Consider the following 19647-nt stretch of genomic DNA (forward strand, 5'->3'; position numbering starts at 1 on the left):
TAAATGCGCTTCATCTGCAAACCACTTCATGTGATTCATTTCACAGACAGATTGACCAAATTCTTGGTTCTAAAATATTCTGCTCAACTCTATATTTATTCAAGCTAATTGAAATCAAAATCCCTGTTAAGAAAAAAACCAAAATCAGACAGAGGCAATATCGCATTTTAAAATATGTGAATGTGTCTTATATAACAGCACGACAAGACAATATTTTACAGCATAAAAGAATAAAACTCTTTGAAAGAAATAAAAAGAGAGGTGCATTTTATGTTAACTTACTCTTCACTAAAAACGAAGATTGACACCAGTGCCTATGTGCAAACAATCCAACTTCTTTGAGAAAATTCCTCTTGGCTTCCCACTTCATATGATTTACTTACATTAAGGCTCTATGAAAAAACTCTGCACTTTAAGACTATTGACCACTCACTTAAACACCTTGTGTGCAAAGTTTTTGCATATCCTGTATCGCCATTATTAAGTGATAGTGTTTACGGTGCTGTAAGATACAATAACACTTACTGCATTAGAGAAACTGAATTTTTATCAATATCGCGATTAAAAACGTAACGTTTTTCATAAACCTCAACAGTTGGAGGTTGACGATTTTTTTCAAAAAAATCATAACCTTTCTTAAGCATAACCCAGAATTGATAATGAGGATTCTTGCTATGACGTGACATATTATCTTCGGTCATGCGGAAAGGAAAAGCCTGCAACTGAAACTCTCTTTGTCCTCCTTTAAAAGCATCCCGTGCAAACGCATAAATCTGAGCCATGTTCTTATCACTCATAGAATAACAACCTGCGGAAAAGCAAGAACCATGCACCATAAGATTGCTTCCTGTGCGACCATTTTCCTGATCATAAAGGTTAGGAAATCCTATATTAAAAGAGAGATAATATTTTGAATAAGGATTCATTTGGTTTGCGCTAATAGTATAAAAACCCTCTGGTGTCTGAAGATCCCCTTCTTTATATTTAGGTCCAAGCTTACCAGACCATTTGCAAATGCCATAGCGAGCAACCAAGATAAAAGGTCCTGAACGAGATTGCTTCCAAACTTCAGCAAGATTTTCTTCCTTAAAAAACCGCATCATAATCGGTGCATAGGGATCTATATCATACAGAACCATTCTATTTTTGATTTCTTGCGGCAACGGCTGCTCAACTTTAGCGCGAATAGAGGCTGGTAATCTTCCTTCACATGCTGTCAATAGTCCCATTACAAACAACACACACACAGCAAGGAATCTGCTAAATGTCATCGAATAAAACTCCAATCCAACACCCCTCACAAAAAATAACCTATGTTAGAGATCGACCAATTTGAAGGTATTTTTCCCTTCGCTCTTGTTTAAGCACTTGACCATCTTTTCCAGCCATAGCTTTTAAAGCCTCTGAAATAACATCACCCGTTGCATCAATGACAATCTCTTTGCCACGATGCGCTCCCCCTAAAGGTTCCGAAATAATGCCATCAATAATCTTTAAGCGATACAAATCTTGAGCGGTAATACGCATATTCATTGCAGCATCTTTTGCACGAGCTGGATCACGCCATAAGATAGAAGCTGCTCCTTCTGGTGAAATAACAGAGTAAATTGCGTGCTCCAACATATAAACTTTGTTGGCAGCCGCGATTGCTATCGCCCCTCCAGAACCGCCTTCTCCAATAACAACAGAAACCACAGGAACTTTCAAACGCAAAGTTGTAGCTGTTGATTGAGCAATTGCTTCCGCTTGCCCACGTTCTTCAGCGCTTACCCCAGGATAAGCACCTGCTGTATCAATAAAAGTGAGGAGTGGCAAACCAAAGCGGTCAGCCATTTCCATAATACGTACAGCTTTACGATAGCCTTCTGGACGCGCAGAACCAAAATTATAGCGCAAACGTGTTTGCGTATCGTGACCTTTCTCTTGACCAATATAAGCAACGGCCTCACCTTTAAAGCGTGCAAACCCCGCTTGAATAGCCTCATCTTCAGCAAACTTTCGATCTCCGGCCAAAGGCGTAACGTCACTCAATAGGCGTTTAGAATAGTCCATAAAATGGGGACGATCCGGATGACGAGCGACTTGTGTTTTTTGCCACGGCGATAATTTTTTATAAATATCGCGCAACGCTGTTTGGGAACGCGTTTCAAGACGAGCAATCTCGTCACTCATATCAAGACTGCCTTTTTCCTGAGAAATTTTTTTTAATTCAAGAATTTTCCCATCAAGATCAGCAACTGGTTTTTCAAAATCAAGATAATTATACATTTGTGTCAACTCATTCAGTGTCACTTATACACTTATAATTTGCTTTATAAAGTCTTTTTCAAAAACATCACCTTTTCTTTAACGAGCCTTTTGCTCATCGGCAAGTGGATGATGCTCATTGACTAAACGATAAAGTCCCTCTTCCAACACATGGGTATAAATCTGAGTGGTAGCAATATCAGAATGACCTAACAAATGTTGAACGGCACGCAAATCAGCACCATTTTGCAAAAGATGACTAGCAAAAGCATGACGCAACATATGGGGAGAAAAGCTATCACTTCCTATCCCTGCTCTTCTAGCGAGATTTTTCAACTCTCGTGCAACGACTTGACGAGCAATATATCCTGTCTCGGAATGCGCAGGAAAAAGATAAGAACTCGTAGCGTCCTTTCCCTGATCACGCAAATTTAACCACTGTGAAAGAACTTGGCATGCTTTTTTTGATAACAGCACCATTCGTTCTTTTTTGCCCTTACCACGAACCAAAACGCTGTATTCATTCCTTCGAACAGACTGAACCGGCAGACTCACCAACTCACTAATACGTAACCCTGTTGCATAAAGCATTTCAATCAATAGCTGAAGACGCAGTGCACGGAAATAACCTTTGGACCCATAGTCTGCTTGGTTGACTTCTAACTCCGCAAAATCAAGCAATTTTATCACTGCATCTTCACTCATGATTTTGGGCAAAGGACGCCTCTGACGAGGTGCATCAATATCATGAGAGGGATCATCTGCTCTCAACCCTTCAGCATAAAGGAATTGATAAAACTGACGCAAAGTTGATAAACGGCGCGCTTGCGACGATGCCGCAAAACCAAAAGTATGCATAAGTGACAAAAGAGTAATTAAATCTTCTTTTTGTGCTGAAAAAAGCGAAACAGAGTGTGAAGACAATTCGTCTTGTGCCCACTGCAAATCATGCTGATAAGCCGCAAGCGTATGAGACGAAGCCCCTCTCTCCGCACTCATCATCTCAAGAAAATGATCTATCACAGCACCACTTTTCATTTCATTGATTCGCTTCCGTAGAAAGATTCCATGAATTCAAGGGAACATCAATGTACATATCCACAGTTACTGGTTCAACCCAAACCACAAGAGCACCCATTATAATGAAAAGAACAGAAAGCAAAATGAAAAGAATCATCAAAAATCTAGTCAATGTTGGCATAAGACAATAACCTACCCAAAAATATTCTATCTCGTATTATGCCTCACAAAGATTAACAGGAATTGACTTTAAGATGGATAAATGCCGAAATAAAGTTATGAAAAGCAATCGACAAAAACGCGTCCCCATAACACAAATAAAGAATCAGCTCTTATCGTCCCTTGATAAAAGAGCACTTGTCCTTGTTGGTCTTATGGGGGCAGGCAAATCAGTGATCGGAAAACGCGTCGCCACCATGCTTCGTTTACCTTTTTATGATTCTGACCAAGAAATTGAAAAAGCTGCACAAATGACAATCACGGAACTCTTTGAAATTTATGGTGAATCCGAATTTCGTGCTCTTGAACAGCGTGTTATTCTAAACCTCATGAAAAAAAGTCCCCTTGTTTTAGCAACAGGTGGTGGTGCCTACATAAATGAAAATATCCGAAAAGCCATTCACCAAAATGGTATATCCATATGGCTAAAAGTCGATCTTGATATCCTCATGCAACGTGTCTCAAAGCACCCAACACGTCCCCTGCTTCAAACAGCCAATCCTAAAGAAACCATGCAAAAACTCATGGAACAGCGTTATCCTATCTATGCAAAGGCAAACTTAACAATTAACAGTCATAAAGAAAGCCGTCATACCGTAGCACAAAATGTTATACGATCCGTACAGCACTACCTATACACAGAAATTAACAATAGGGATAACCAGCATGCAAACCAAAACCGTCACTGTTAAACTGGACAAACACTGTTACGATATCATCATTGGTCCGGGTCTGATTACACAAGCTGCTTCACAAATTAAACATGCTCTTAATAAAAAAGATCCTCATCAAACGCGCTTGGCACTTGTTACAGATACAAATGTTGCTTCCCTTCATTTGGAGATATTGCAAGCAGAATTAACAAAAAATAAAATTCATACTGTCCCTATTATTGTAGAAGCGGGAGAACAATCAAAATCATTTTCAACCCTGCAAGTTGTTATCGATCAAATTCTTGCTGCACGCTTAGAAAGAGGCGACTGTGTTATTGCTTTTGGCGGTGGTGTCATTGGTGATCTAGCAGGATTTGCGGCAAGTATAATCCGCCGTGGCATGAACTTCATTCAAATGCCCACAACGCTTCTTGCACAAATTGATTCTTCTGTTGGTGGAAAAACGGGAATCAATAGCCAATATGGCAAAAATCTTATTGGTGCCTTTTATCAACCACAATGCGTTATTGCTGACACGTGTCTTCTTGATACCCTGCCACCGCGTGAATTTCGCGCTGGCTACGCAGAAATAGTAAAATACGGTCTCATTAACCAACCTGACTTTTTTGAGTGGCTTGAAAAAAATGGGCAGAAAATTTTCTCTAATGGCCCTATGCGAACAGAGGCCATTGTTCGCTCATGCCAATTTAAAGCTGCCATTGTAGCACGTGATGAGTACGAAACGGGAGAGCGCGCACTCTTAAATCTCGGCCATACATTTGGACACATGCTTGAAACAGCAACCGCTTATGACTCCAACCGTTTAATCCATGGCGAAAGTGTAGCAATTGGGATAATTCTAGCTCATCAATTCTCTGCTCAATTAAATTTAATAAGCCCCACGCTTACACAACGCATTGAAGCGCACTTCAAATCTATAGGATTGCCTACACAATTAAAGGATATCCCAGGGTCTCTACCAGATGCTGAAACTTTAATGACTCTCATTGCCCAAGATAAAAAAGTTTCGCAAAACAATTTGACTTTCATATTAACACGCGGACTTGGCCAATCATTTATTGCAAAAAATGTTTCACCAGATGCAGTTTTATCCTTTTTGGAACAAAAATTAACAGAAATTCGTTAATTCATATTGAATATAATTGATTCGTTTTTATACTTCTATTAAAGATTAAATATGATGATGTCTGCGTAGCTCAGTAGGATAGAGCACAGGATTCCTAAAGAAATTGGGCACTTTGAGGAGAAATCCTCAAAGTGAATCTGCTCAAATTCGGGGAAAGCTTCATGGGCGACTATATGCCAATCCCGAGCCAAGTCTCTTTTCAAATGAGAGAAAGGTGTAGAGACTGAACGGGCAGCACCTAAAGAGCAAAAGCTTCAAGGTGAAGAGACAGTCCAGACCACAAACAGCCGATAAGGCTGGCGGTGAAAATCGAAGTGGTATGAATCCTGGGGTCGCAGGTTCGAATCCTGCCGTAGACACCATCGTATCAGTCAAATTATTCTTTGTGCACAATATTAGGAATATAGGGAAGCATCATGAAAAAAACTTTGCACATTTTAGGATTTTTCACCGCTTTAAGTTTATCACTCTTCAGCTCAAACAATAGCTTAGCTGGTTCTTTAATCATTGAAGTACCAGACAATCCAGAGCCCAAAACAGAGACCATTACCTATCAGTGTGAAACTGAAACAGGTAAAGAGCGCGTAGAGGCAGTCTATCTTAATGCTGACAATATTTCGTTGGTTGATTTCAAATGGAACGGTGATCGTGTCATTGCTGCTAATGTCATCGCGGCAACAGGAGCAAAATTTGCAGGAGCTCAGTACATCTGGTGGGAGAAGAACAAAGAAGTCACGCTTTATGACCTTGCTCAGGATCCAGAAGAAAAAAAACCTATCCTCTGTAAAGATGAGTCAACATTATTATTTTAAATAACACGGGAAATATTATGAAAAAAATTTCTTTTACTAAACAATTTTTCATTACTTTAAGTGTGCTCCTCCTCGGTTCAATTAATGCATTAGCAAGTTCTTTAGTCATTGAAGTACCAGATAATCCAGAACCAACAACAGAGACCGTCTCCTATCAATGCGATATGGGAACAAGCAAAGAGTATGTTGAAGCAACTTATTATAATGCTGGCAATATTGCGCTTGTTGATTTAAAATGGAACGGTAAGCGCATCGTTGGTTCTAATGTAATTGCCGCTTCTGGAGGAAAATATGTGGGTGGACAATACATTTGGTGGATAACTAAAAATGAAGCCATATTTTACGATCTTATTAATGATCCAAAAGAAGAAAAGCCCATCCACTGTGTAGAAGAAAAAAGCACAGAATAAGGAAGATTCTTACATTTCAAGAACCGCGCTGGCTCTCATCTCGTGATGTTCCTTCTGATGTGGGTAGCTTTTCCTCCGTTTGGTGTAATAAAAGAGCCAGCGGTTTTTCTGATTGTTTTTCTGAATGATGTCGATAAGCTGCCGTATGTGAAAGCAACATAGAAGCTACCGGTGCTGTTAAAAACAAAAAAAACATCAGCAACACTTCATGAAAAACAAAATAATGGTCCACAAATATTGAATAAAGAAATGAAGAAATAAGAATACTACCAACGCCCCAACTCGTACATACTGAAAGCATATGCAAACGCTTATAAAAATTGGAAAAACGCACCAAACCTATCGTTGCGATCAATGTCAATCCAGACCCTAATATTAAGAAAACTGTGATAGCAATAGCAACCACAAGCGATATATCATCTTTCATTCAATAATCTCCCCCCGCATAAGAAATTTCGCCAAAGCGATGCTTGAGACAGATCCCAACAATCCAATAATGAGAGCTGCGACAAAATAAGTGGTTGTTCCTGAACGAATATCGAATGTAAGAAACAAAAGAATAGTGGTTATATAAAGGGCATCCAAACCAACAATTCTATCCTGCGCCCGTGGACCACGAATCAACCGAAACAGCGCGAAAATCACCGCTAAACTTAAAAAAAACTGTGAAAAGAAAAGCCCCCAATAAAGAATCACCATACTCATAAAAAAATCTCCAAAAGCAATTGCTCATACCGTTGTTTGATCAACTGTTTGTAATCATATCCATTTTTTAAATTTAAGACATGAAGCAAAAGTTCACCCTTTTTACTATTATAGGCAACCCAAGCAGTTCCAGGGGTTGCCGAAAGGATGCATGCTAAAATAGCCAAAGCAGTGCGATTATGAAGCAGAAGAGGTACTACAATAAAACCAGATTTCTGCTCTCGAGACCTTTTTGTTAAAACAAACCAAGCCACCGAAACATTTGAGAATATAGAATCTATAAATACTCGAAAAACGAGACGAAAAACCGCACTCCAGCTTTTAATAACAACCTTCTCCGGCTCCAGAAGCCGTATCATCCAACCACAAAACAAAGCGGTTAAAATCCCTAAAAGCAATTGCCCTAAACTAAAACCATTTAAAATAAGCCACATAAGGACAATGACACCACTGAAAAAAGGGGAAGGACAAAAACGATTCATTTACTTATCTCCCTATTTTCGAGAGAAAAATCCGTTAAAACGCTCCCAATATAGTTTTGAGGTTCATACAAAGTCTTAGCAGTTTCAGACATATAATGACTAACAGGACTGGCTACAATTGTTATAAGAAAACACAAAGCAAGGAGAACGGCAATAGGCGCAAATTCTATCACTTGCACACGAGGAATACGCCCTTCAAGAGAAACCCAAAAAGTTCGGATACCCGTTCGTGTCAATGCAATCAAAGCCGCAAAACCAGAGAGAGTGACAAAAACTACAAAAAGCCAATCTTGGTAAACCGGAAGAGAAGCAGAAAAATCCTCTCTACTGTGGTTTAAAATTGCCATGAACATCATAAATTTAGCAACAAAACCAGAAAAAGGCGGCAATCCAATAATCAAAATGGCACAGATACCAAAACAAGCTCCAAGAATTGCCAAGGTTACTGGAAAATAGATGCCAACTTCATCTTCTTCCTCCTCTTCATCGTCACCATACACCTCCATTGTGACAGCAAGAACATTAGCAGCCACATCTTGACAGCGTTCTACCAACTCTACCAAAAGAAAAAAAGCTCCCAGTGCTAAAGTTGAAGAAACAATATAAAAAAGTGCGCCTGCTGTCAGTGCTGCATTGCCTATCCCGATCGCAGCCAACAATGTGCCAGAAGAGACAAGAACGCTATAAGCTGCCAAACGCACCAAAACTTGGCTCGCCAATACTCCAATAAAACCAATAATCATAGTGGCAAGCCCACCATAAAACAAAACTGTATGACCAAAATGGTTAAAATATTCACTTTCAGGACCAAACCATAGCAACGTTAAACGTAAAATAATATAAATACCAACCTTGCTCAAAAGTGCAAAAGAAGCTCCAACAGGCGCTGCTGCTGCACTGTAAGTTGGCACCAACCAAAAATTAAGCGGCCACATACCCGCTTTAAGCAAAAAAGCAATACCTAAAAGTGCAACACCTATTTCGAACAAAACAATATCTGTAGAAGATATATATTTTATTTTAACAGCCAAATCGGCCATATTAAGAGTACCAACGACTCCATAAATGAGCGCTATACCAACTAAAAAAAATAATGAAGCAACAAGATTAACCACAACATAATGCAACCCTGCACGCACGCGCGTCTGACCAGAACCATGCAAAGCAAGCCCATAGGAAGCCGTTAACATAACTTCAAAAAACACAAATAAATTAAATAAATCGCCAGTCAAAAAAGCACCATTTATCCCCACCATAAAAAATTGCATTAGTGACTGAAAATGAGAACCAGCTTTGTACCAATGAGCCCGCGCAAAAACCAACACGCTAGTCACCAACAAGCTGGAAAGTAAAAGCATCATAGCGCTTAAGCGATCAAGGACTAAAACAATTCCAAAAGAAGACGGCCAATTACCAAGTCGATAAACATCGCAAGCCGGTGCTATTTCAAGAGTACGTATAATCAATAAAATGGCAGTAACGACCAACAGTCCCGCAGAAGAAAGACTGATGAATGATTTAAGTCTTGCACGACGTTCATCATAAAAAAGAAGAAGTGCTCCAGTGATTAACGGCAAAAGAATAGGCAAAATAAGGAGATGATGCACTCCTATTTCCATTATTGCACCTCACGTCCATCAACGTGATCAGAACCCGTTAAACCACGTGAAACCAACAAGATAACTAAAAATAAAGCTGTTGTTGCAAAACCAATCACAATCGCAGTTAAAACCAAGGCTTGTGGAAGAGGATCGACATAATTAGCTGGATTAATAACAGTGGTAGGATCAACAATTGGAGCAGCATTACTACGCGGTCTACTCATTGAAAATATAAAAAGATTAACACCATAGGAGATCAAGGACAAACCAAGAATGACTTGAAAAGTACGTGGACGCAAAACAAGCCAAATACCTGATCCGACAAAAACACCGATACCCAAAGAAAGAACAATTTCCATTAATTTTCCTTCTCTTTTAAAATAGGTTTCTTACCGATTCGGTAACTCCTAATTGACTGGTGTGCAAGTGCAATTAAAATGAGAACAGTTGCTCCTAACACAAGAGAAAGCACACCAAAATCAAACAAAAAAGCAGATGCCATGGGAACTTTCCCAATTAACGGAAGATGAATATATCGAAAAAAGGATGTTAAAAAAGGATATCCAAAAAACCAAGAGCCCATCCCCGTTACGACTGACAATAATAAACCAAAGCCTATCCAACGCAAAGGTAAAACTCTCAAATGCGTTTCCACCCACCGAATATCGCGTGCAAGATATTGTAAAATAAATCCTATAGCCAAAGTAATACCACCGACAAATCCACCTCCTGGCAGATCATGCCCTCGCATGAATAAATAAATAGCAAAAGCGATAATAATCGGAAAGAGCCAACCCATAATAACAGCAGGAACAGCTAAATAATTCAATACTGTATCTCCCACATTTCGATTAGGCTGTGCTATATCAAAGGCTTTCTGGATACGTTGTTGAAAAGGCGCATCAATACTCTCAGGCGCAGGACGAAAACGTCGTAAGAGTGCAAAAACAGTAAGGGAAACAACACCCAAAACCACAATTTCTCCCATGGTATCAAAACCACGGAAATCAACCAATAACACATTCACAACATTGCGACCACCAGCATCTGAGTAAGCATGCGTTAGAAAAAAATCAGAAATCGTTGTACCTTGGGGACGTGTCATCACTGCAAAAGAAAGCCATGCTACACCAGCACCTCCTACAAGGGATATGATGAAATCACGGAAACGACGCAAGCGAACCCAAAAATGAACAGCAGCTGGCCCAGGGTCATGCAAACGTTTAGGCAACCACCGTAAACCAAGCAATAATAAAACGACTGTAACAACCTCAACAACCAATTGTGTTATTGCTAAATCAGGAGCAGAAAGCCATAAAAAGGTTGCACAAGTCATCAAACCAGCTCCCCCTAAAAGCATAAGTGAAGCAAGACGATGAAACTTTGCTCGCCAAGCAACTAAAAGCGCACATAATCCGCCAACCAGCCAAAGAGCGAGAAAAGGAATATCAAGTGGAAAAAGCGGTAATGTCCCCACTGGAATGAAACCATCGCACCAAAGTAAAAGACCAACAAAGGCAAAACAGACCCAAAAAATCCAATGCAATTGGATCTGCAAACGGCGTGTTGACAAAGCAGACTCCACCGCACGGGCCCATTTCCAAGAAATAATTACGAGAATGCGTTCAAAAATACGCGGTCCTTTTAAGTGACGGAAAAAAGGAGCCCCATCATCACAGGATAAAAAATAACGATGCCCAACAGCATAGAGCAATCCGCCCCCTAATAATGCAACAAAGCTCATCACTAATGGAGTGTTAAACCCATGCCAAACAGCCAAACTATAAGGAATTGTCATTGGTCCTAAAACAGACACGACCGCATTATCTAAAATAGGTCCTATTGTTAAATTAGGAAAAATACCAACCGCTAAACAAATAAACACCAAAAGCTCCATTGGTAAACGCATGAAATGCGGTGGTTCATGGGGAGTCTTGGGTAAATTGTCAGGCTTTGGTCCTAAAAAAACGCCATGAATAAAGCGTATAGAATAGGTCACACTAAACAGACTAGCTAGCGTTGCCACATAAGGCGCAATCCAATCGAGCCATGATTCCATATGCGTTTCAACAGCTTCAGCAAAAAACATCTCTTTCGATAAAAAACCATTCAACAAAGGAACCCCAGCCATCGCTGCACTCGCAACTAAAGCAAGAGTTGCTGTGATAGGCATAGAACGATAAAGCCCTGACAGTTTACGCATATCACGTGTTCCCGTCTCGTGATCAATAATGCCAGCAGCCATAAATAAAGAAGCTTTAAAAGTAGCATGATTGGCCATATGAAAGATCGCCGCAACACATGCAAGTGGACTACCAAGACTTAAAAGTGTTGTAATTAATCCAAGATGACTAATAGTCGAGTAAGCAAGCAGTCCTTTCAAGTCTTGCTGAAACATGGAAAAATAGGCACCTAGAAGAAGAGTTGAGAGTCCTGAAAAGCCAACCAGCCAAAACCAAGATTCTGTTCCAGAGAGCACAGGCCATAAACGAACAAGCAAAAACAATCCCGCTTTTACCATTGTTGCCGAATGCAAATAAGCCGATACGGGAGTTGGAGCAGCCATCGCGTTAGGTAGCCAAAAATGAAAGGGAAATTGCGCGCTTTTTGTTAACCCTCCCAATAAAATACAAATAAGGATAGGACTATAAAGAGAACTTGACCGGATCATATCTCCAGACTGTAGCACCTTATCCAAATCAAAACTGCCAACAGTATACCCAATCAATAAAACTCCAATAAAAAGAGCAAAGCCGCCAAAACCTGTGATCGTTAGAGCCATACGCGCACCCTCACGCGCACTTGCATTATGGTACCAATAGCCGATCAGCAAAAAAGAAAAAATACTGGTAAGTTCCCAGAAAACAACCAAAAAGACGAGATTACCTGATAAAACTATTCCTATCATTGATCCCATAAAGGCCAAAAAAAAGGAAAAAAAACGCGGTACAGAATCCGCTGGATCTATGTAATAACGTGAATAAATGACAACAAGCAGCCCAATCCCTGTAATAAGCAAGCAAAAAAGCCAGGACAAACCATCTATGCGGAGAATCAAATCGCTTCCCCATTCTGGAAGCCAAGAAATATCTAAACGCACTATGTGGTTTCCGCGAACTTCCGGATAAAGCATTATTGTAAAAATAAGACAGAAAAGTGCGACGACCCCAGCAAACCACGCTTCATTATTTTTTGCTGTCGAACGAAAAAAGCCAATGACAGCACTTCCACCAAAAGGAAGCAAAACGAGCAATACCAACATTGCTTCCCGTGTTGTCATTCTTTAAACTCCATTTTACCTTAATATTTTGTCATCGACAAAACAAAAACTTATATTCTCACCCCCCCATTCCACACTTAATGATAATAAGATTTAATAAAACTTAAAAGCATTTAAATTTTAAAAAAAAACAATGCTTGCATGAAAATACTGCGCACCACACAAGTCTTCTCTTTATTGTAAGAACAATAACGCCCACGACAAGAAGCAATTAAAATTTTATTTAATTTCTATCCTTTAAAAAAGCGTGATAAACACTGCCTACGCCCCCCATGAAAAGGCTGAAAACTATTATCATTTTTATTATAAGAGCGATAACGCGCACGGCAAGATTCAATATGTTGTTTAAGCATCCATGGCTCTTTTTTTTCTAATTTTTCCGAAGAAGACGTTAAAAACACTTTTTTAGCATCTGGTACAACTTTTAATGATGCGCCTTTTGTGCTTAAGTGCGGTGATGTAACAAATGCCACTTCAGGATACCACCAATTATCACTGTATTTACGATAACCACGCCGATAATGACGATAACCTTTGAAACCATTAAGTTCTCTACGCCCCGTAAAAATCAGAGGCACCGAACTATCTTGGACAGAAGTATGAGTAACCAGTTTGGCTTTAGCGTCACTTCTATTTTGCCCCCAATTAACAAGAGTGGTTGTTATAATGAAAAAAATGCTAACAAATACAAAAGCTAAAGCATAATATAATTTTTTTTTCATACTCATAACAAAAAACTCAACATAATAAACAACAGTAATTACAGAAAGCCTTTCTCTTGCTAGACAGAAACAGATTCTTTTCTTAAGATTCTTTTTTCTTGAGACATTCTGTTACTCTTTGTACTAAACGTTGATCTTGGCAATAAGATCCTTCAAAAAAGAATGAATAAATGATGATAAAAACCCCCTATTATCTTATAGACAAATCGAAACTCATCAAAAACATGCAAACAATTTCTCATTTACGGGAAATGTCCGGAGCTAAAATTTTACTTGCTTTAAAATGTTTTGCCACATGGAGTGTTTTTGATTTAATGTCTGAGTTCATGGATGGAACCACATCATCATCCCTTTATGAACTACGTTTAGGAAGAGAAAAATTTGGCAAAGAAACCCATGCTTATTCAGTGGCTTGGGCAGATGATGAAATTGATGAAGCCTGTGGTTATGCAGATAAAATCATCTTTAATTCCATCCAACAGCTTCAACGCTTTTCTGATGCAACAAAAACCATTCAAAGAGGTTTAAGGTTAAACCCAGGAATGAGCGCATCAAATTTTGATCTTGCCAACCCCTCACGCCCTTTTAGCCGCTTAGGAGAAACAAACCAAAGCGCTATCAAAGAAATTCTGCCACTTATCAACGGATTGATGATCCATAACAATTGTGAAAATGCTGACTTTAATCTTTTTAACCAAATGCTTGGGTATATGGAAGAAAAATTTGCAGAACTTTTTTCTGCTGTTGACTGGATAAGCCTTGGCGGTGGAATCCATTTTACGGCTGAAAATTATCCTCTAGAAGCTTTCGCAAAACGCTTAAAACAATTTTCTAAAACTCATGGTGTCACTCTTTTTCTAGAACCAGGAGAAGCTGCTATTACCAAAAGCACCACATTAGAAGTCAGTGTTCTTGACACATTGTATAATGAAAAGAATCTAGCCATCGTTGATAGCTCAATTGAAGCACATATGCTTGATCTTCTCATTTATCGTGAAAATGCTAAATTAGAACCTAATCAAGGACCACACGAAATTATGATTTGTGGAAAATCTTGTCTTGCCGGCGATATTTTTGGAACATTTCAATTTCAAAAACCTCTTAAAATAGGCGATAGACTGTCTTTTCAGGATGCAGCAGGTTATACAATGGTCAAGAAAAACTGGTTTAATGGCGTTACAATGCCTGCTATTGTTCTCAAAGAGTGCGATGGTACATTAACACTTCAACGCCAATTCAGCTATAGCGACTATCAGGAAAGCCTTTCATAAAGATAAACCATAAAAAACGTCATACAACAGTATTAAAAAGGGAGATGGACCTACAATGAAAAAAAATGTTCTCATTATTGGTGCTGGAGGTGTTGCACAAGTTGTTGCACACAAATGTGCTCAAAACAATGATATTCTTGGTGAAATTCATATTGCGTCACGAACACTCAAAAAATGTGAAGCCATCATTGCTTCTATTAAAGAAAAAAACACAATGAAAGAGCAAGGTGTTCTCAAAAGCCATTCGCTCAATGCCATGAATGTAGAAGAAACTATAAAGCTCATCCAAAAGACCAAATGCGAAATTGTCATTAATGTTGGTTCTGCCTTTCTTAATATGTCTGTTCTTTCAGCTTGTATTGAAACCAAATGCGCTTATATCGATACCGCAATTCATGAAGACCCATTGAAAATTTGTGAAACACCTCCTTGGTATGGCAATTATGAATGGCCTCGGCGTCCAGAATGTGAAAAAGCTGGTATAACCGCTATTTTAGGAGCAGGTTTTGACCCAGGTGTAGTGAATGCTTATGCAGCATTAGCGCGCGATAATTATTTTGATAAAATCACAGATATTGATATTATTGATATTAATGCCGGAAATCATGGACGTTGGTTTGCTACAAATTTTGATCCAGAAATTAACTTCCGTGAATTTACAGGACAAGTATGGTCATGGCAAAATAAAAAATGGACTTCCAATAAAATGTTTGAAATCAGCCATGAATGGGATCTTCCCGTTGTGGGAAAACAAAAAGCCTATATGACAGGACATGATGAAATTCATTCACTTTCCAAAAATCTTGATGTAGAGAATGTCCGTTTCTGGATGGGATTTGGTGATCGTTATATCACTGTTTTTACGGTTCTAAAAAATCTTGGTCTCTTATCTGAACAGCCCATTAAGACAGCAGAAGGACAAGAAGTCGTGCCCTTGAAAGTCGTAAAGGCCGTCTTACCCGACCCTTCCTCTCTCGCCCCAGACTACACAGGAAAAACCTGTATCGGAGATCTTATTAAAGGCGAAAAAGATGGACACCTGCGAGAAATTTTTATCTATAATATAGCCGATCACAAACAAGCTTTTCATGAAACTGGGGCACAAGGCATTTCCTATACGGCTGGCGTACCAGCAGCGGCAACAGCTCTTCTTATTGCCACAGGTGAATGGGATGTTAAAACTATGGTCAATGTGGAAGAATTACCACCCCACCCTTTCCTTAAATATCTTGATCATATGGGGCTTCCCACTTTTATAAGAGAACAACAAGAGGATAAAAAATTACAATTTTAATACCTATAGAAAGCATATGCTTGATTTTTTAAGTTATCACAAAACTGCCCAATGAAAACAAACTTAATATTCTCGTGTAATTATGGTTTTCAAAAAAATTTTAGCTATTCGTTATATTTTGGCAACATTGCGATTTCTTAACAACCCTAAAGAAGAGACATAGCATCTTTTTAAGACATAGCGAGCAATGATCAAGAAAAACAGAGAAGAAAAAACTAATTTAATCACACTGTATAACTTGTCATTATCATCAAAAAGATAGTGTCATAAACAAAAGATATAAAAATACCGCTCTTTTAAAGAAGAGCGGTATTTTGTAGAATATTCAATTCCTCGCCTCTTCATCTTAAATGACAAAGATCCTTAACCTACACCAATCATTAAACAATTCAATTTCTTTGAGTGAATTCCTTTTGACTTCCCTCTTCATATATAACGATTTGATTTATAACAATAAATCATCATTTTCAACTTGATTCATAACGCTGAATACTGTAAAATTCTCTTAATCACAAACTCTCTCACATTGAAGTAATTAAAATCTTTTGTCTGCACATCACAAACAAAACGAGCGTGTGAGGTAAAATGATAAAAGAACAGAATGAAAATTCTCAAATAATAAAGAGCTTTAGCAATATTAAGAACTGAAAAAGTGTATTATAATGCCAGCGTGTACTTTTACTAAACATAAAGATGATGGTGCACAATAGGTCTTATAACAGTTTGAATGAATTTCATATATTTCAAGAGGAACTTTTACAGCTATACCATTCACGAACACCCTCGCGAAGTAGATTTGAGCATTTTGAGAGATGTCTTCTTAACACAAAGCACCCAGATAGGCTCAGAATCCTATCTTAAATATTTTATAACAGTATAAAAACTACCCCATATATAAAACTTTACATAGACTAAACACCACCGCTCTAAACGATAGTGCACAACAGAATAATCAATCAAAACTGCACAACAGATATCTAAAACAGTAATTATCGAAAAGCATACAACAAATGGAACATTTCAATACAATTGGTTATATTCTTTTTTAAAGTTTTAAAATGTTGTTGCATGCTTCACAAATATTTTCTGCCTCATGTGCCTTTTAAAATTTACTTTTTAAAAGCTTTTTAAATATGAAGTGGTTTAGCAAATGTTGCCAAAGCTGCCTCACGCACGGCTTCTGATAAGGTAGGATGTGCATGGCAACAACGTCCCAGATCTTCTGATGAACCTCCAAATTCCATTAAAACTGCAATTTCATGGATCATTTCACCAGCACCAAATCCAAGAATATGCCCCCCTAATACCCGATCTGTTTTTTTATCAGAAAGGATTTTAACGAACCCATCACTCTTTTGCATTGCACGTGCACGACCATTGGCCATAAAAGGAAATTTGCCAACATTATATTCAATACCAGCAGTTTTTAGCTCTTCTTCTGTCCTTCCTACACTCGCAATTTCCGGCTGTGTATAAACAACACTAGGAATAACATCAAAATTAACATGCCCTTTTTGACCTGCCAAAATTTCTGCCACAGCAACGCCTTCTTCCTCTGCTTTATGTGCTAGCATTGGTCCTTTTACGACATCACCAATCGCATAAATTCCTGGAACATTCGTCTGCCAATGAGCATCAATTGCAATAAATCCGCGTTCATCTAACTGAACACCAGCCTCTTGTAATCCAAGCCCCTCTGTATAAGGAGAACGTCCAGTAGCAATAAGCACAACATCAGCCTCTAAAGTTTCAGATTCACCACCTTTGACAGATTCAAAGCTCACCTGAGCAGTTGAGCCAGATTGTGTAACAGCTGTTACCTTTGCACCCGTTTTATATTCAATCCCCTGTTTTTCCATTAATTTCTGAAATTGCCGTGAAACTTCACCATCCATTGAGCCCAAAACTTTATTAAGATACTCAATAATGGTCACCTTAGCACCTAAACGGCTCCAAACTGATCCAAGTTCTGAACCAATGACACCAGCACCTACTACAATCATATGCGTTGGTACTTTTTCAAGTGAAAGAGCTCCCGTAGAAGAAACAATAGTCTTTTCATCAATTTCAACATTCACCCCTGGAATGCCTGAACTCTCTGAACCGGTAGCAATAATAATATTTTTTGTCTCAATTGTTTGTTTATTACCATCTCTGGCAACAACTTCCACATGACCCGCACTCAAAATTTTGGCTGTCCCAAAAAAAGTATCAACTTTATTTTTTTTCATCAAAAAAGAAACACCACTCGTATTGGCTGTCACCACAGCTTTCTTATGAACCATCATTTGTTCAAGATTAAGCTTAGATTTACCAATAGAAATACCAAGCGTTTCAAAACCATGCTGGGTTTCAGAAAACACTTCTGAAGCATGCAGCAACGCTTTAGAAGGAATACAACCAACGTTGAGACATGTTCCTCCTAATGTTGTACGCTTTTCAATAATTGCTACTTTAAGTCCCAGTTGCGCCGCTTTTATTGCTGCTACATAACCACCTGGACCCGCTCCGATCACAGCCACATCATAAGACATCCGTTTCTCCTTTCATCCTGAAAACTGTATTTTACAAATCAAGAACAAGGCGTTCCGGATCTTCTAAGCTTTCCTTAACACGCACAAGGAAAGTCACAGCTTCTTGCCCATCCACAATACGGTGATCATAAGAAAGCGCTAAATACATCATGGGGCGGATCACAACTTGACCCTCAACAACCATTGCTCGCTCTTTAATCGCATGCATTCCCAAAATACCAGATTGTGGTGCATTCAAAATCGGTGTTGACATCAACGATCCATACACACCACCATTGGTAATGGTAAAAGTTCCGCCCTGCATATCAGAAACGGCTAATTTTCCATCACGCGCAAGACGCCCCAAACGACCAATCTCTTTTTCAATCTCTGCCAATGACATTTGATCTGCATCTCGCACCACTGGAACAACAAGCCCTTTATCCGTTCCAACAGCAATTCCAACATTGACATAGTTTTTGTAAACAATATCTGTCCCATCAATCTCTGCATTAACAGCAGGAAGTTCTTTTAATGCATGACAAACAGCCTTGGTAAAAAAACCCATAAAACCAAGCTTAACACCATGTTTCTTTTCAAAAAGATCCTTATAACGCTTGCGCAAATCCATCACCGCTGACATATCAACCTCATTAAATGTGGTTAACATTGCTGCTACATTTTGTGCATCTTTAAGACGGCGAGCAATTGTTTGACGCAATTTCGTCATACGAACCCGCTCTTCACGTGTTTCTTGGACAGGAGGTGCCGAAGAACTCGTCGCAGAAGAAGAGGGTGTAGGAGCATTTGTACTTTGTTTTAATCCACCAAGAACATCTTCTTTAAGAATTTGTCCACGTTTTCCAGAACCTGAAATATCGCTTTTTGCAACATTATTTTCAGCCATCAATTTTGCTGCTGAAGGAGAAGGAGGCATTGCACTGCTCAAAGCAGGCTTCTTCGATTCAGATGAAGCCGCTGGAACAAGTGTAGCAGAAGGTGAAAGTGATTGGGAGATACCAGCTTCTCCAGCTTTCACCACTCCTAAAAGAGCATTTACTTCAACCGTATCGCCTTCTTTTGCAATGATTTCAGATAATTTCCCAGCAACAGGAGAAGGAACTTCAACGGTTACCTTATCAGTTTCTAATTCAACCAAAGGCTCATCCATAGCGACAGCTTCGCCAAGTTTTTTAAACCATTTGCCAACCGTTGCTTCGGTAACCGATTCGCCCAAAGTAGGAACACGAATTTCAGTAGTCATAATATTT

Annotated in this window: 18 protein-coding genes; 6 read left to right on the plus strand and 12 right to left on the minus strand. The window is 39.0% G+C overall.

Features of this window, described 5'->3' with window-relative positions; translation table 11 throughout:
- Positions 1 to 521: 521 nt before the first annotated feature.
- The 3 genes from ACFIMK_RS05280 to ACFIMK_RS05290 form a co-directional block, all read right to left on the minus strand.
- A complete protein-coding gene (locus ACFIMK_RS05280; protein ID WP_375611311.1) occupies positions 522 to 1271 on the minus strand; it encodes a L,D-transpeptidase family protein in 750 nt (249 codons plus the stop codon).
- Between the two features lie 40 nt (positions 1272 to 1311).
- Positions 1312 to 2268: an acetyl-CoA carboxylase carboxyltransferase subunit alpha gene (locus ACFIMK_RS05285; protein ID WP_375611312.1), complete on the minus strand. Its 957-nt coding sequence runs from the start codon at positions 2266 to 2268 to the stop codon at positions 1312 to 1314.
- 78 nt (positions 2269 to 2346) lie between these two features.
- The gene (locus tag ACFIMK_RS05290) at positions 2347 to 3285 is read right to left on the minus strand and encodes a site-specific tyrosine recombinase XerD (protein WP_375638133.1); all 939 of its coding nucleotides are present in this window, start codon (positions 3283 to 3285) and stop codon (positions 2347 to 2349) included.
- 260 nt (positions 3286 to 3545) lie between these two features.
- On the opposite strand from ACFIMK_RS05290, the gene ACFIMK_RS05295 reads away from it, so the two are divergent.
- From ACFIMK_RS05295 to ACFIMK_RS05310, 4 genes are all read left to right on the plus strand, one after another.
- Complete coding sequence (locus ACFIMK_RS05295; RefSeq protein ID WP_375606223.1) at positions 3546 to 4178, plus strand: shikimate kinase; 633 nt, start codon at positions 3546 to 3548, stop codon at positions 4176 to 4178.
- Positions 4153 to 5286 (plus strand): 3-dehydroquinate synthase, encoded by a 1134-nt coding sequence (gene aroB / locus ACFIMK_RS05300; RefSeq protein ID WP_375638134.1) that lies wholly within the window; start codon positions 4153 to 4155, stop codon positions 5284 to 5286. The genes ACFIMK_RS05295 and aroB overlap by 26 nt, the downstream gene beginning before the upstream one ends.
- A 416-nt stretch (positions 5287 to 5702) precedes the next feature.
- Positions 5703 to 6098, plus strand: a complete 396-nt coding sequence (locus ACFIMK_RS05305; protein WP_375638135.1) for an MliC family protein — start codon at positions 5703 to 5705, stop codon at positions 6096 to 6098.
- 17 nt (positions 6099 to 6115) lie between these two features.
- On the plus strand, positions 6116 to 6508 hold the full coding sequence (locus ACFIMK_RS05310) for an MliC family protein (RefSeq protein ID WP_375629080.1): 393 nt from the start codon (positions 6116 to 6118) through the stop codon (positions 6506 to 6508).
- Between the two features lie 16 nt (positions 6509 to 6524).
- Here the strand turns inward: ACFIMK_RS05310 and mnhG are convergent, their stop codons facing one another.
- From mnhG to ACFIMK_RS05345, 7 genes are all read right to left on the minus strand, one after another.
- A complete protein-coding gene (gene mnhG, locus ACFIMK_RS05315; protein WP_375611317.1) occupies positions 6525 to 6935 on the minus strand; it encodes a monovalent cation/H(+) antiporter subunit G in 411 nt (136 codons plus the stop codon).
- On the minus strand, positions 6932 to 7213 hold the full coding sequence (locus tag ACFIMK_RS05320; RefSeq protein ID WP_375606068.1) for a K+/H+ antiporter subunit F: 282 nt from the start codon (positions 7211 to 7213) through the stop codon (positions 6932 to 6934). Before ACFIMK_RS05320 ends, mnhG begins: the two co-directional genes overlap by 4 nt.
- Positions 7210 to 7695, minus strand: a complete 486-nt coding sequence (locus ACFIMK_RS05325) for a Na+/H+ antiporter subunit E (protein ID WP_375612748.1) — start codon at positions 7693 to 7695, stop codon at positions 7210 to 7212. Before ACFIMK_RS05325 ends, ACFIMK_RS05320 begins: the two co-directional genes overlap by 4 nt.
- On the minus strand, positions 7692 to 9314 hold the full coding sequence (locus ACFIMK_RS05330) for a monovalent cation/H+ antiporter subunit D (RefSeq protein WP_375611319.1): 1623 nt from the start codon (positions 9312 to 9314) through the stop codon (positions 7692 to 7694). The genes ACFIMK_RS05325 and ACFIMK_RS05330 overlap by 4 nt, the downstream gene beginning before the upstream one ends.
- A complete protein-coding gene (locus ACFIMK_RS05335) occupies positions 9314 to 9655 on the minus strand; it encodes a Na+/H+ antiporter subunit C (RefSeq protein ID WP_273790150.1) in 342 nt (113 codons plus the stop codon). Before ACFIMK_RS05335 ends, ACFIMK_RS05330 begins: the two co-directional genes overlap by 1 nt.
- On the minus strand, positions 9655 to 12576 hold the full coding sequence (locus tag ACFIMK_RS05340) for a monovalent cation/H+ antiporter subunit A (RefSeq protein ID WP_375612749.1): 2922 nt from the start codon (positions 12574 to 12576) through the stop codon (positions 9655 to 9657). Before ACFIMK_RS05340 ends, ACFIMK_RS05335 begins: the two co-directional genes overlap by 1 nt.
- 230 nt (positions 12577 to 12806) lie before the next feature.
- A complete protein-coding gene (locus ACFIMK_RS05345) occupies positions 12807 to 13304 on the minus strand; it encodes a BA14K family protein (RefSeq protein WP_375632101.1) in 498 nt (165 codons plus the stop codon).
- 167 nt (positions 13305 to 13471) lie between these two features.
- On the opposite strand from ACFIMK_RS05345, the gene ACFIMK_RS05350 reads away from it, so the two are divergent.
- Entirely contained in the window at positions 13472 to 14569 is a 1098-nt protein-coding gene (locus ACFIMK_RS05350; RefSeq protein ID WP_375612883.1) for a carboxynorspermidine decarboxylase, read from the plus strand.
- A gap of 55 nt (positions 14570 to 14624) precedes the next feature.
- Complete coding sequence (locus ACFIMK_RS05355) at positions 14625 to 15863, plus strand: saccharopine dehydrogenase NADP-binding domain-containing protein (protein WP_375682865.1); 1239 nt, start codon at positions 14625 to 14627, stop codon at positions 15861 to 15863.
- Positions 15864 to 16990: 1127 nt separating this feature from the next.
- On the opposite strand, the gene lpdA is transcribed toward ACFIMK_RS05355, so the two are convergent.
- Together lpdA and odhB are read right to left on the minus strand one after the other, a co-directional pair.
- Positions 16991 to 18397 (minus strand): dihydrolipoyl dehydrogenase, encoded by a 1407-nt coding sequence (gene lpdA, locus ACFIMK_RS05360; RefSeq protein ID WP_375611323.1) that lies wholly within the window; start codon positions 18395 to 18397, stop codon positions 16991 to 16993.
- A gap of 31 nt (positions 18398 to 18428) precedes the next feature.
- Entirely contained in the window at positions 18429 to 19640 is a 1212-nt protein-coding gene (gene odhB, locus ACFIMK_RS05365) for a 2-oxoglutarate dehydrogenase complex dihydrolipoyllysine-residue succinyltransferase (RefSeq protein ID WP_375628547.1), read from the minus strand.
- Positions 19641 to 19647 lie beyond the last annotated feature (7 nt).

Source organism: Bartonella sp. AP280QHHD (assembly GCF_042196125.1).
Taxonomy (GTDB): domain Bacteria; phylum Pseudomonadota; class Alphaproteobacteria; order Rhizobiales; family Rhizobiaceae; genus Bartonella.

Excerpts from the sequence above, each read along its gene's own strand:
- ACFIMK_RS05295 (WP_375606223.1), top strand. The coding sequence starts at position 3,546 with ATGAAAAGCAATCGACAAAAACGCGTCCCCATAACACAAATAAAGAAT.
- ACFIMK_RS05330 (WP_375611319.1), bottom strand. The coding sequence starts at position 9,314 with ATGGAAATAGGAGTGCATCATCTCCTTATTTTGCCTATTCTTTTGCCG.
- ACFIMK_RS05345 (WP_375632101.1), bottom strand. The coding sequence starts at position 13,304 with ATGAGTATGAAAAAAAAATTATATTATGCTTTAGCTTTTGTATTTGTT.
- ACFIMK_RS05310 (WP_375629080.1), top strand. The coding sequence starts at position 6,116 with ATGAAAAAAATTTCTTTTACTAAACAATTTTTCATTACTTTAAGTGTG.
- ACFIMK_RS05340 (WP_375612749.1), bottom strand. The coding sequence starts at position 12,576 with ATGACAACACGGGAAGCAATGTTGGTATTGCTCGTTTTGCTTCCTTTT.
- ACFIMK_RS05355 (WP_375682865.1), top strand. The coding sequence starts at position 14,625 with ATGAAAAAAAATGTTCTCATTATTGGTGCTGGAGGTGTTGCACAAGTT.
- ACFIMK_RS05350 (WP_375612883.1), top strand. The coding sequence starts at position 13,472 with ATGATAAAAACCCCCTATTATCTTATAGACAAATCGAAACTCATCAAA.
- aroB (WP_375638134.1), top strand. The coding sequence starts at position 4,153 with ATGCAAACCAAAACCGTCACTGTTAAACTGGACAAACACTGTTACGAT.
- ACFIMK_RS05285 (WP_375611312.1), bottom strand. The coding sequence starts at position 2,268 with ATGTATAATTATCTTGATTTTGAAAAACCAGTTGCTGATCTTGATGGG.
- ACFIMK_RS05325 (WP_375612748.1), bottom strand. The coding sequence starts at position 7,695 with ATGAATCGTTTTTGTCCTTCCCCTTTTTTCAGTGGTGTCATTGTCCTT.
- ACFIMK_RS05335 (WP_273790150.1), bottom strand. The coding sequence starts at position 9,655 with ATGGAAATTGTTCTTTCTTTGGGTATCGGTGTTTTTGTCGGATCAGGT.
- ACFIMK_RS05280 (WP_375611311.1), bottom strand. The coding sequence starts at position 1,271 with ATGACATTTAGCAGATTCCTTGCTGTGTGTGTGTTGTTTGTAATGGGA.
- ACFIMK_RS05305 (WP_375638135.1), top strand. The coding sequence starts at position 5,703 with ATGAAAAAAACTTTGCACATTTTAGGATTTTTCACCGCTTTAAGTTTA.
- mnhG (WP_375611317.1), bottom strand. The coding sequence starts at position 6,935 with ATGAAAGATGATATATCGCTTGTGGTTGCTATTGCTATCACAGTTTTC.
- ACFIMK_RS05290 (WP_375638133.1), bottom strand. The coding sequence starts at position 3,285 with ATGAAAAGTGGTGCTGTGATAGATCATTTTCTTGAGATGATGAGTGCG.
- odhB (WP_375628547.1), bottom strand. The coding sequence starts at position 19,640 with ATGACTACTGAAATTCGTGTTCCTACTTTGGGCGAATCGGTTACCGAA.
- lpdA (WP_375611323.1), bottom strand. The coding sequence starts at position 18,397 with ATGTCTTATGATGTGGCTGTGATCGGAGCGGGTCCAGGTGGTTATGTA.
- ACFIMK_RS05320 (WP_375606068.1), bottom strand. The coding sequence starts at position 7,213 with ATGAGTATGGTGATTCTTTATTGGGGGCTTTTCTTTTCACAGTTTTTT.